8 protein-coding genes are annotated in these 12,953 nt (G+C 69.1%); 6 read left to right on the forward strand and 2 right to left on the reverse strand.

What is annotated here, in order from left to right:
• Positions 1–5 precede the first annotated feature (5 nt).
• The 4 genes from OHB26_RS15400 (at position 6) to OHB26_RS15415 (ending at position 4,841) form a co-directional block, all read left to right on the forward strand.
• Complete coding sequence (locus OHB26_RS15400) at positions 6–1,091, forward strand: CaiB/BaiF CoA transferase family protein (protein ID WP_442942951.1); 1,086 nt, start codon at positions 6–8, stop codon at positions 1,089–1,091.
• A 136-nt stretch (positions 1,092–1,227) separates the two neighbouring features.
• Positions 1,228–2,619, forward strand: coding sequence for a DUF1731 domain-containing protein (locus OHB26_RS15405; RefSeq protein ID WP_330184847.1), 1,392 nt, complete (start codon positions 1,228–1,230; stop codon positions 2,617–2,619).
• Positions 2,620–2,843: 224 nt separating this feature from the next.
• A complete protein-coding gene (locus tag OHB26_RS15410) occupies positions 2,844–3,197 on the forward strand; it encodes a DoxX family protein (RefSeq protein ID WP_330184848.1) in 354 nt (117 codons plus the stop codon).
• Between the two features lie 147 nt (positions 3,198–3,344).
• On the forward strand, positions 3,345–4,841 hold the full coding sequence (locus OHB26_RS15415; RefSeq protein WP_330184849.1) for an MFS transporter: 1,497 nt from the start codon (positions 3,345–3,347) through the stop codon (positions 4,839–4,841).
• A 25-nt stretch (positions 4,842–4,866) separates the two neighbouring features.
• Here the strand turns inward: OHB26_RS15415 and OHB26_RS15420 are convergent, their stop codons facing one another.
• Positions 4,867–7,530, reverse strand: a complete 2,664-nt coding sequence (locus OHB26_RS15420; RefSeq protein WP_330184850.1) for a helix-turn-helix transcriptional regulator — start codon at positions 7,528–7,530, stop codon at positions 4,867–4,869.
• A gap of 316 nt (positions 7,531–7,846) precedes the next feature.
• Here OHB26_RS15420 and OHB26_RS15425 point away from each other — a divergent pair, with 316 nt between their 5' ends.
• Together OHB26_RS15425 and OHB26_RS15430 are read left to right on the forward strand one after the other, a co-directional pair.
• The gene (locus OHB26_RS15425) at positions 7,847–8,092 is read left to right on the forward strand and encodes a hypothetical protein (protein ID WP_330184851.1); all 246 of its coding nucleotides are present in this window, start codon (positions 7,847–7,849) and stop codon (positions 8,090–8,092) included.
• A gap of 114 nt (positions 8,093–8,206) precedes the next feature.
• Positions 8,207–10,885, forward strand: coding sequence for a helix-turn-helix transcriptional regulator (locus OHB26_RS15430; protein WP_330184852.1), 2,679 nt, complete (start codon positions 8,207–8,209; stop codon positions 10,883–10,885).
• On the opposite strand, the gene pgi is transcribed toward OHB26_RS15430, so the two are convergent.
• Positions 10,886–12,526: a glucose-6-phosphate isomerase gene (pgi, locus tag OHB26_RS15435; RefSeq protein WP_330184853.1), complete on the reverse strand. Its 1,641-nt coding sequence runs from the start codon at positions 12,524–12,526 to the stop codon at positions 10,886–10,888.
• Positions 12,527–12,953 lie beyond the last annotated feature (427 nt).

Below are 12,953 nucleotides of genomic sequence, written 5' to 3' on the forward strand. Positions count from 1 at the left end.
TGGCGGTGGGTGCGGTGCGCGGGCCACTGGACGGGATTCGGGTCGTCGAATTGGCGAGTATCGGACCAGGTCCACACGCCGGAATGATGCTGGCCGATCTGGGCGCGGAGGTGGTGCGGGTGCAGCGCCCGGGCGACCGGGCCGGGATCGGCCCCATGCGGGCGCAGATGCGCGGCCGCACCTTCGTGGCGGCCGATTTCAAGGATCCGGCGGCCGTGGCCGAGGTGCTCGCACTCATCGAGAAGGCCGACGTGCTGATCGAGGGCTTCCGGCCGGGCGTGGCCGAACGGCTCGGGCTCGGACCGGACGAGGTGCTCGCCCGAAACCCGCGAATCGTCTACGGCCGCATGACCGGATGGGGTCAGCGGGGTCCGCGCTCGGACCGGGCCGGGCACGATATCAACTACATCGGGCTCACCGGCGCACTGCACGGTATCGGCCGCAAGGGTGAGCGGCCGGTGCCGCCGATCAACCTGCTCGGTGACTACGGCGGCGGATCGGTCTTCCTGGTGCTCGGCGTGCTGTCGGCCCTGCTGGAGCGGCAGCGCTCCGGACAGGGGCAGGTGGTGGACGCCGCCATGGTGGACGGCGTTCTCACACTGGCACATTCGATCATCAGCCTGCATCAGGGCGGGGTCTGGTCCGATGAGCGCGGCAGCAATCTGCTCGATACCGGAATGGCCTGGTACGACACCTACGCCACCGCCGACGGTAGGTATATGGCGGTCGGCGCGTTCGAACCGCAGTTCTACGCCGAACTGCTGCGGGTGCTCGAACTGGATCCGGAATCGCTTCCGCAGCAGATGGATCCGGCCGGACAGGAGGTGCTGCGCAAGGTCTTCACCGATAAGTTCGCCACCAGGACGCAGGATCGATGGTGTGAACTCTTCGATGATGTGGATGCCTGCGTGACCCCCGTGCGCAGTTGGTCCGAGGCGGCACGGGACGAGCACCTGCGCGCCCGCGGCTCCATGGTCGACATCGACGGCATTCGGCAACCCGCACCCGCACCGCGCTTCTCGCGCACGCCCGCGGCCGTTCCGGAACCCGCGCCCGCCGAACTCACCCCGATCACCGAGATCTGGAAGTAGCGAGCACGGGGCGCGGGCGACACCGTCCGCCCCTCGGGCACGGGATCGCGGTCCGTCCGCGCCCGATACGTGACCCGCCCCCGATGCGACCAAGCCCACGCTTCCCGGCGGACGCCAGCGGTTATAGCGTCGGGGCATGCCTCGTACAACGACGTACAGCCAATGGATCGCCCTCCCGCCCGAGCGGGTCTGGGCCGTACTGGGTGATCCGGCCCGGTGGCCCGAGTGGAATCCGGCCGTCACCTCCGTGATCCTGCACGGTGCGCCGGGCGTCGGCAGCACCGGCGACTATCTGCCGCGCGGGCGTGCGAACGAGGCGGTACACGGGCGCTTCGCGAAACCGTTCACCATCGCCACCTACGTCCCCGAACGCGAGATCGGTGTGGAACAGCCCGAACCCGCGGGCACCATGCGCATCCGGTGGACGCTCACCCCGCGTGACGGCGGTACCGAGGTTTCGCAGCGGCTCACCTTCACCGGCGCCTCGGCCGCGGTGGCACGCAAGGTGGTCGGCACGCTGCTGGAGACCGATGCGCACACCTGCTTCGCGCGCCTGGCCCGGCTGGCCGGACTGCGGCCCGCCGCGGCTGCGCTCACCGTCGTGATCGCGGGCGGCACCGGCGCGCTGGGGCGCACCCTTGCCGCCGATCTCACCTGCCGTGGTCAGCGGGTGCGCATTCTCACCCGCCGCGCGGTCGCGGAGCTGCCGTATGCCCAGTTCGAATGGGACGGCCGCACCAGCGGCGAATGGGCTGCGGCACTGCGCAATCCGGGGCCGACCGCGGTGATCAATCTGGCGGGCAAGCTCGTCGACTGCCGACCCACCGCCCGCAATATCGCCGAATTGCGCGACAGCCGAGTCGATTCCACCCGCGCGCTGGTGGAGGCGTCCAAAACCCTGGATCGGCCCATCGACCACTGGGTGCAGGCCAGCACCACCGCCATCTGGGCCGATGCCGGTGAAATCCGTTGTACCGAAGGCACTCCGCTACCCGATCCCGGGCTGCCGCAGATGACCGGTGTGGCGCAGCCGTGGGAGGAGGCGTTCGAGGGCGCCAATGCCGCGCACTGGACCATTCTGCGCACCTCGATCGTGCTCGATCCGGACGCACCCGCCATGAAACGTCTGGTGGCGCTGACCAAAGCCGGGCTCGGCGGCAGCGTCGGCCCGGGCACCCAGTGGTTCAGCTGGATTCACCTGGACGACTGGCTGGGCATCGTCCGCGCGGCGCTGGGGCTGGATCCGACGGTGACGTTGCCGAACGGAATCCTGGTGGCGGCGACCGACTTCCCGGTGCGCAATCGGGAGCTGATGATCGCGCTGCGCCGTCAGCTGCGCCGTCCCTGGTCGCCGCCGACCCCGGCCGCGGCGCTCACCATCGGCGCGGTCTTGCTGCGCACCGATCCGGCGCTCGGCCTGACCGGACGGCACGCCACCTCGCAAGTGTTGCGGCGCAGCGGATTCCGCTTCCGCTACCCGACCCTGGACGAGGCCCTGGGCAATCTGTTGCCCGCGCGCACCGGGTAGTCCACGACCAAGACCAGAACGCCCCCGAGACGTCCGAGACGTCCGAGACGTCCGGGGGCGTTCCGGTTTCGGGGAAGGCGGCCGGAATCCCAGGCACCCGAGCGGGATTCGACCGCTGCCGCCTCCATAACTATCGGTTATGAAGACAGGTATTGGAGGGTTTCGACGGGATTCACCAGGCTTGCAATCAAGCCGGAATCAACCGCCGAGGTAGGGAAATCCAATTGTTCGCCGTCTATGTCGTCGTCACCCTCATCGCCATCGTGGCCAATGCCGCCGAGGCGGTGCTCAACTTCAGGCGGGCCGAGAGCGTGCTGAAGAATATGGCCGAAGCGCGGGTGCCCGGCGCGATGCTGCCCTACCTGGGCGCCATCAAGGGCGCGGGTGCGCTCGGGCTGACCGCCGGACTGCTGGGTCCGCGCCCGTTCGGGATCGCCGCGGCGGCCGGGCTCACGCTGTTCTTCCTCTGCGCCGTCGCCGTGCACCTGTACACCCGGGTGCTCCACAATATCTACTTCCCACTGCTCTTCCTCGCCTTCGCGGCGGGCTCGCTGGCGCTCGGTCTGACCCAGCTGTGATCCGTACACGCCGGAATCGAAACTGACCTGCCGGATTAAGGCATTTGCCCGATACCCCCGCGACCCGCGCATCCCTAACGTACAAAGCTGCGGCACACCGCCCACGAGGTCTCCGGTGCCGCGCTTCGTGAGAGGGAGGTTCGGCCGATGGAGGGCGTCACCCCGCGCGATCCACGCCGCTGGCTCATCCTGTTCGTGCTGTCTCTGAGCACCATGCTGCTGGTCGTCGACAATACGGCGCTCACGGTCGCGGTCCCGGATATGGCCCGGGATCTGCACGCCGGCGCGGCGCGGACCCAATGGGTGCTGGACTCGTACCCGCTGGTCTTCGCCGGGCTGCTGCTCACCACCGGTGGTCTCGGCGACCGCTTCGGGCGGCGTCGGATCCTGATCATGGGGCTGCTGCTCTTCGGTGCGGCGTCGTCGGCGGGCGCATTCGCGGCGAACCCGGAGCAGTTGATCGCGGCGCGGGTGGCCATGGGGATCGGTGCGGCCGTCATCCTGCCGAGCTCGCTCGCCATTCTGATCACCGTCTTCGATACCGGCGAGCGCCGTCGGGCCATGGCGATCTGGGGCGGCGTCTCGGTGCTCGGACTGATCTGCGGGCCGGTGCTCGCCGGGGCGCTCATCTCCCAATTCGGCTGGGGTGCGGTCTTTTCCGCCAATGTGCCGATCGCCGCGGCGGCCATCATCGCGGCGTCGGTGCTGATACCGGAGTCACGCGGAGCGCGGCGCGGTTCCGATCCGGTCGGCGCGGTGCTGTCGGTGCTCGCCATGACGGCGATCGTCGCCACCATTATCGAATGGCAGCGGCGGGGATTCGGCGGTCTCACCGGCGTGCTACTGCTGTCGGCCGCCCTCGGCTCGGCCGGATTCATCGCCTGGGAGCGGCATGCCGATGCGCCCATGCTGCCGCTCGAACTGTTCCGCGGGCGGGGTTTCAGCGGCGCGGGCCTGGCACTGATCCTGGTGCCATTCGGCACCGCCGGCGTGCTGCTGACTCTCACCCAGTACCTGCAATTCGTGCGCGGCTACTCACCGACCCAGACCGGAATGGTCTTCGTTCCGATGGTGCTGGCCTCGCTGTTGGGCAATGGAATCGGCGCGGGACTCGGCGTCAAGGTCTGCGATACGTCGCTCACCGTGACCGGAATGCTGCTGCTTGCAGGCGGATCGGTATTGCTCGTCACGGTCGCCGAACACGGCATCGGCGCTCTGATCCTGGCGTTGTGCGTACTCGGCGCGGGCGGCGGACTGGCGCTGCCCGCGGCCGTCGTCACCCTCACGGGTGCGGTATCGGCCGAGGACGCGGGCGTCGGCTCCGCGCTCAACGACACCATCCAGCAGGCGGGCGCGGCGCTCGGGGTGGCCGTACTCGGCAGCCTGCCCGCCGATCGATTCACCGTGCCGGGCCGGACCGGCGATACCGGGCCGGTCGCCACCGCGTCCATGGCCTTCGACCATGCCATGCACTCCACGCTGCTGACGGGCGCGGCCGTGGTGACCGTCGGAGCGGTGCTGGTGCACCTGCTGCTGCGGGAGCGGGAAGCCCCGGGATGGAACGACTTCGAGGGCGCGCTCGGGCGCACCGGGATGTCCGAGGGCGGCCGCGCCACCCGTGAGCCCTACATCGGACAGGTATAGCCGTTCCGGTATGTCGTCGGCCGGATCAGTCCAACTCCAGCCGGGCGAGCTCCACGCGGCTCGACACCCCGAGCTTGCGGAAGATCCGGGAGAGGTGGTGGCCAACGGTTTTGGGCGATAGGAACAGGCTGGCGCCGATCTCCTTATTGGTCGCACCGGTGGCCGCCAGCCGCGCCACCTGCAACTCCTGCGGGGTGAGGTCGGCCGCCGGACCGCGCGAACCCTCCGGAATCGCACCCGCGCCCGAGGCCCGCAACTCCTCACGAGCCCGCTGCGACCACGGGTGCGCGCCCAATCGTTCGAAAATATCCAGGGCTTCGCGCAATTCGGCGCGCGCGTCCCCGGTGCGGCGCTCGCGGCGCAACCACTCGCCGTAGAGCAGACCCGTGCGGGCCCGATCGAACCAGCGCGTTTGCCTGGCATGCAGATCCATTGCGCGAATGAGGAATTCGGGATCACCGTGCACCAACCCGAGACAGCGCGACCACAGGGCCTCCGCCCAGGGCGCCTCCAGCGCCGCCGACCACAGCCGCAGCCGCTCGAGCGAATCCGCCACCCGCTCGGGCTGATTCAAGCGCACCGCACATTCCACCCGATCGGCATGCACCGTGAGCCACTGCGCATTCCGCGCCGTGGAGATATCGAGCAGCTCGTCCATCCGGTCCAGGGCGGTGGCGTAGCGGCCCGCCCCCATGTCCGAAAGCGTCAGCGCCCAATCGAATTGGGCGCGGTGCGTGGAGGTCAGATCGGGCTGGGCGAAGGCCACGTCGGCGAGTTCGCGGCAGCGCCGCTCATCACCCCTGACCGCCGCGAGTACCGCGAGATTGCTGTCGGCGTGGAAGATTCGGATCGGCTGATCGGTATTCTCGGCGATTCGCCTGCCCTCGGTCGAGAGCAGCTCCGAGTCCCGGAAGCGGCCCGCCAGGAACTCCACCGAGCTCAACCACAATTCGACCGGGGCCAGCCAGCCCAATCTGCCCTGCATACGACAGAATTCGCTCAAATCCGCCAGGATTTCGCGCGCCACCGCGATATCGCCGATCACGATGGCCTGGGTGGCCAGCACGAAACGCACCGCCGGTTCGTGATGTCGAATCTGCTCCGGCACACTGAGATTGCTGCGCAGCAGGGTGATTCCCGCCGACGGGTCGGGCTCGATCAGGCCGAGTGTGCCCTCGTACGCGCCCAGGAATCTGTCCCGATCCGGGCTGGACGGCAGCTCCGCGAGCATGGCCCGGGAAGTCCGCATACCCGGCATATCGCCGATGGTCCAGGCCACCCGGCCCGCGTCCAGCAGCATCTCCCCGGCCCGCTTCGGATCGGCCAGCGCGGTCTCGGCCGCGCCCTGCTGCAGCAGTCGCTGGGCGGTGGCGGGGGAGCCGTGCTCGAACTCGATATGGGCGAGCACGGTGGCGAGCCGGGCCCGATGCACCGCATCGCAGGTGAGCTCGCGGGCCTGTTCGGCCAGGCGTCGCGCCCGCGCGAATTGGCCCGCGTCCGCCGCGGTTTCGACGGCGGCCACCAGTCGGCGCGCGCGATCCACGGGGTCGGGGGTGAGCTGTGCGGACCGCTCCCAGGCGGTCGCCGCGGCCCCGTGCCCGGTACGCACACAGGCCCGCTCGGCCGCGGCCTCCAGTGCGGCGGCGGCCTTTTCGTCCGCGCCGACGGTGGCGGCGGCCAGATGCCAGGCATAGCGATCGGGATCGGAGATCAACGCCCGCGCCAGCGCGGTGTGCACCGCGATGCGCTGCGCGTCGGTGGCCGAGCGATAGGCGGCCGCGCGCAGCAGCGGATGCCGGAACGCCACCGACTGGCCGATCACCGTGATCATGGTGCTGTGCTCCGCCTCGGCGAGTGGCTCCGCGCCGATTCCCAAGGCGTCCAGCACCTTCAGTACCACACCCAGATCCTCATCGGCCTCGGCGGCCGCGACCAGCAGTGCCAGCCGGGCCGCCGCCGAGAGATGCTCGATATGGCCCTGATAGCCCGACAGCAGCCGATCCGAGAGCGCCAGCGGACCCACCGGCAGCGAATCCAGGTTCATCCCGGGCAAATCCAGCAGCGCCAGCGGATTGCCCGCCGACTCCTGTACCACCCGATCCCGAATCTCCATGGGCAACTGCGGCATTCGATCGGCCAGCAGCGCCAGCGCCGCCTCGGTGTCCAGCGGTGCGGGCACCAACTGCGGCAGACCCGGTGCGGCGAAGTCCGGGCGGCCCGCGAAGAGCATGGCCACGCCCTCATTTTCGAGTCGCCGGGCGGTGAACAGCAGGGCATCGATGGAGGGTTGATCCACCCACTGCGCGTCATCCACCAGCACCAGTACCGGGCCCTGCACCGACAGCTCCGCCAGCAGTGAGAGCGTGGCCAGCCCGACCAGGAAGCGTTCCGGATGCGCCGCATGCGCCAGCCCGAGCGCCCCGCCGAGAGCCAGACACTGCGGCTCCGGCAGCAAATCGCGCAGCGGCAGCGCGGGCTCCAGCAGTTGCCCCAGCCCCGAGAAGGCCAACTCGGCCTCGGTCTCCACACCCGTGTACCGCAGAATCCGCCACTGCGGCCCCACCAACTCCACCGCCCGCGCCAAGAGCGCCGACTTCCCCTCCCCGGGCCCGGCGACCACCGCCAGTACCCCACTTCGCCCCCGCCCGGCCTCGGACAGCACCGCCCCGATCCGCTGCTCTTCCCTCATCCGGCCGTACAGCACCCCCAAAACCTATCCGCCCCGCCAACCCGCACCCCAGCGAGCCCGCGTCGGGCTGTTCGTAAGAGCCTCACCGCGCCACACGGCCGCCTCATATCGACCCCGCGCGAGCCCCGTCCAGCAGCGCCCCGATCCGCGCTGACTCCTCCGACCGGCCGTGGAGCATGCCTCCCAACGTAATTCGGATCGGGTCACGCGCATCCGGTGAATGTCTGCTCCCTCACACTCGGAAACCGGCGGCGACCGTGAGATCCTCGACACGCGACGGGCTCGGAAGTCGGAGCGGGACAGCGGGAGAACACCAATGATCGGATGGTTGCGGCGCGAATACGACAGCGGCGAATTCGGGCTGCTGGTGCGGGCCGCCACCGTCCCGGACGAACGGGCCGCCAGCACCGTCCGCCAACTCCTGCACGCCCACGGGGTGCGGGCCACCACCGGTCGCGCGCATCGAACCGGGTACCGGACCGCCGGGAATCGACTGCACATCCTCGTCTTTCCCGAAGACGCGATGCGCGCATACGACGTGCTCCGCCAGCACACCCGGTAGCGACGGACCCCGCCATCACATTCGTCCCTCCTGATGGGAGGGGTCGCCGCCGATGGCCGATTTCCGCGCGGAACGAGTTTGCCGATTCGTCACGCGGTGCATAGGTTGTCGCATGTGCTGTACGGTCGCCTCCCCGAAGTGCAGCAGATCGGAACCCTGCTCCGCGCCGCGCGCCACGGTCGCAGCGGCGCACTGGCCCTCACCGCCGAGGCGGGCGAAGGCAAATCCGCACTGCTGCGATACGCCGCGGCGCAGGCCGCCGATTGGCGGATACTCCGCTGTTCCGGCGTCGAATCCGAATCCGAATTACCCTTCGCCGGACTGCATCTGCTGCTCGGCAGCGCTCTCGACCGCCTCGACACCCTGCCCGAACCGCAGCGCCGGGCACTCGGCGGCGCACTCGGGCTCTGCCCCTCGGACGGGGCCGACCGCTTCCTCATCGGCGTCGCGACCCTGACCCTGCTCGCCGAACTCTCCACCGACGGACCCGTGCTCTGCCTCATCGACGACGCGCACTGGCTGGACCGGCCCTCGGCCGATGTACTGCGCTTCGCCGCCCGGCGACTCGGCGCGGAGGGCATCGTCATGCTCTTCGCCGGGCGCAAGGGCTTCGAACCCGGCGGTCTGTCGGAGCTGCGACTCGGACCGCTGGACGCCACCTCCGCCGTCGCCCTGCTCACCGCGTGCAGTCCGAGTCTGAGCCCCGACCAGCGTGACCGGGTACTCGCCGAAGCCGCCGGAAACCCGCTGGCACTACTGGAATTCCCGAATATGCACCGGGACGTCTCACCCGCCGCACCGCTCCCGCTACCACTGCGGCTACAGGGCGGATACGAACGCCAGATCGCCGCGCAGACCCCGTGCACACGCACCGCACTGCTCGTCGTCGCCGCCGAGGAGACCGGCGACCTCGGCGTGGTACTGCGCGCCCTGCAACTGCTCGGGTACACCGCGACCGCCCTCGACGAGGCCGAACTCTCCGGCATGGTGGCCGTCACCGGACAGACCGTGAGCTTCCGGCATCCGCTGCAACGCTCCGCCGCCTACCACGGCGCCTCCTTCACCCAGCGCCTCGCGGTACACGCCGCCATCGCCGAGGTGCTCGCCGACGACCCCAGCCGCAGCGCCTGGCATCTGGCCGCCGCCAGCACCGGACCCGACGAAACCGTCGCCGCCGCACTGGAATCCGCCGCCGAACGCGCCCGGGAACGCACCGGGCACGCCTCCGCCGCCATCGCGCTGGAACGCGCCGCCACCCTCACCCCCGATCCGGACGCCCGCGCCCGGCGACTGGTCCTCGCCGTCGAGACCGCCGCGCAGGCCGGTCATACCGAACGCGCGCGCCGCCTCGCCGACACCGCCGAACGCCTACCGCTCGGGCCCGTCGAACGCGCGCGCATCGGCGGCACCCGCGGACTGCTCGAGTTCGAGCACGGATCACTGCGCAAGGCACAGCAACTCATGCTCGACGCCGCCGCGCAGGTCGCCGAGATCGAACCCGAGCGGGCCGCCCTGCTTTTCGTCGAGGCCGGCCGAATCGCCTGGACCACAGGCAATATCGCCGCCGTGACCGCCGCCAACGACCGGCTCGCCGAACTACCGCGCGATATCGCCGGACCGCTCCAGGCCGCCCTGCGCGGCGGACTCGCACTGCTCGAGGGCGAACTGGCCGAAGGTATCTCGGTGATTCGCGCCAATGTCTCCTTCAGCCTGAACGTACCGCTCGAAATGATCTCGGTCCGACTGGCTTTCGCGCTGCAGGCGGCTCTCATCGGCGATATGGCCATCGCGCGTGAGCATCTGACCGAACTCGCCGATATGGCCCGCGCCCGCGGCATGATCGGCTGGTTCCCCGCCATCGGAAGCACCCTGGCCACAACGGAATTCATTCTCGGGCGGATGCGCGAGGCCGAGCTCATGGCCACCGCCACCGCCCGCATCGCCGCCGATATCGGACAGCCCTCGCGGGTGGCCGGGGCCGAGGCGGTACTCGCGCTCATCGCCGCGGTCCAGGGCGATGAACCGCGCTGCCGCGAACTCGCCGAACGCAATCTGCGCAACGCCCCCGGCGACCACAACGCCGTCGATGTCACGCACAGCGAATGGGCGCTCGGCCTACTGGATCTGGGGACCGGCCGCTACGAACAGGCGCTCGCCCGCCTCGACGCACTACACCGCGCGCCCGCACAGGCGCGCGGACACTGGATCGATCTGCTCTCGGATCTCATCGAAGCCGCCGTGCGACTGCGCAAACCCGAACGTGCCGAGGCGGCGATGGCCGAAATCGAAACCTGGGCAGCGGCCTTGGACACGCCGTGGGCCGAGGGCATCGTGCTCAGCTGCCAGGGCATGCTGCGCGGCGACGGTGCACTATTGGCGCGGGCGCTGGAACTGCATCTGATCGCGGACCGCCGCTACGATCACGCGCGCACCGCACTCGTCTACGGCGAATGGCTGCGTCGTGAGCGCCGGATGAACGAGGCGCGTGTGCACCTGCGCCAGGCGCTGGAGACCTTCGACCGCATCGGCGCGACGCCCTGGGCCGAACACGCCCGCATCGAATTGCGCGCCGCCGGTGAGGGTTCGGTCCCCGAGCCCGAGGACGATATCGCGGCTCGGCTCACCCCGCAGGAGCTCCAGGTGGTCCGGCTCGCCGCGGCCGGGGCCACCAACAAGGAGATCGCCGCCCAACTGTTCCTCAGCCCCAAAACCGTTGGGCACCACCTCTATCGGGCCTTCCCGAAGCTCGGCGTCAGCAACCGGGTCGAGCTGGCCCGCCTCCGCATCGGCTGATCAGGCGCGGCGCTCCCGGTACCAGCGGATCAGTTCGTCAGTGGACGAATCGGCCTGGGGTTCAGGATCTTCGGCCGAGGTGAGCAGCGGCTCCAGCGCCAATGCCTGCGCCTTGCCGAGCTCCACCCCCCACTGATCGAAACTGTCGATACCCCAGATGGCGCCCTCGACGAACACCTGGTGTTCATAGAGCGCGATCAGCTGTCCGAGCACCGACGGAGTCAGCTGCGGGGCCAAAATCGCCGTGGAGGGCCGATTGCCCGGCATCACCTTGTGCGGCACCAGCTTCGGATCGGCGCCCTCGGCGGCGATCTCCTCGGCGGTCTTGCCGAAGGCCAGCACCTTGGTCTGCGCGAACAGATTGCTCATCAGAATGTCGTGCATACTGCCCGACCCGTCGAGGGTCGGCAGATCGTCGGTGGGACGGGCGAATCCGATGAAATCGGCGGGTACCAGCCGCGTACCCTGGTGCAGCAGTTGATAGAACGCGTGCTGACCATTGGTTCCCGGCTCACCCCAGAAGATCTCACCCGTCGAGGTGGTCACCGGCGTGCCGTCCGCCCGCACCGACTTACCGTTCGACTCCATGGTCAACTGCTGCAGATACGCCGGGAACCGCGCCAGATCATTGGAGTACGGCAGCACCGCCCGCGACTGCGCGCCGAAGAAATTCGAGTACCACACACCCAGCAGACCCAGCAGCACCGGCGCGTTCTGCGCCAGCGGCGCGGTCCGGAAATGCTCGTCCACCCGGTGCATACCGTCGAGGAACTCGGCGAACCGCTCCCTGCCGATAACCGTCATGACAGACAGGCCGATGGCCGAATCCACCGAGTATCGGCCGCCGACCCAATCCCAGAAGCCGAACATATTCGCGGTGTCGATACCGAAATCGGCGACCCGCCGCGCATGGGTGGAGACCGCGACGAAATGTTTGGCCACCGCCTCCTCGCCGAGCGCCGCGACCAGCCAGCGGCGCGCGGCCGTGGCATTGGTGAGCGTCTCCAGTGTGGAGAAGGTCTTGGACGCCACGATGAACAGCGTCGTGGCCGGGTCGAGCCCCGCCAGCTTCGAAACCAGGTCCGCCGGATCGACATTCGAGACGAAGCGCGCCGAAATGCCCGCATCGGCGTAGTGCCGCAGCGCCAGGTACACCATGGCCGGACCCAGATCCGAACCACCGATACCGATATTCACCACCGTGCTGATCCGTTCACCGGTCGCACCGCGCCACTCACCCGAACGCACCGCATCGGTGAAATCGCCCATCCGGTCGAGTACTTCGTGCACCTGCGCACCCGCGTCGGCGCCGTCGACCATGACGACCGCACCGGCCGGAACCCGCAGCGCCACATGCTCGACCGCGCGATCCTCGGAGGTGTTGATGTGCTCACCCGCGAACATGGCGTCCCGATACCGCTGTACGCCAGCGGTTTCCGCCAATTCGACCAGCAGATCCAAGGTCTCGCGGGTGATGCGATGCTTCGAGTAGTCGATATGCAGGTCGGCGACCTCGACGGTCAACTCACCCCCGCGCTTCGGATCCTCCGCGAAGAATTCCCGCAGGTGGCGCCCGGCGATGGACGCATGATGGTCGTGCAGTTTCCGCCAGGCCGCCGATGCGGTGATGTCGCTGCTCACGTTCGCCGAGGTTACAACCACCCTCTCCTACGCGCAGGTAACCCCGGGTAACTCGAACCCGAACCCGCAGATCGAAGCCATCGAGTTCGCGTTTGTGCGGGTCACTCGAGATGCGTCGTGGGAGGGCCGAGCCGACCGAGGCCACGAACTTCGTGTGAACCCACGAAGTTCGCGGCCCGGCTCGGTTCTGGAGCGACGGAGCGAGGGAGCGCAGCGACTGAGTGGAGGAGTGAAGAACCGAGCTCACAGGGCCGTGAACCCGCCGAAGCGCAGCGTAGGCAGAGGGCACTGAGTGAAGAACCGAGCTCACAGGGCCGTGAACCCGCCGAAGCGCAGCGTAGGCAGAGGGCACTGAGTGAAGAACCGAGCTCACAGGGCCGTGAACCCGCCGAAGCGCAGCGTAGGCAGAGGGCACTGAGTGAAGAAC

Source organism: Nocardia sp. NBC_01503 (genome assembly GCF_036327755.1).
GTDB lineage: Bacteria > Actinomycetota > Actinomycetes > Mycobacteriales > Mycobacteriaceae > Nocardia.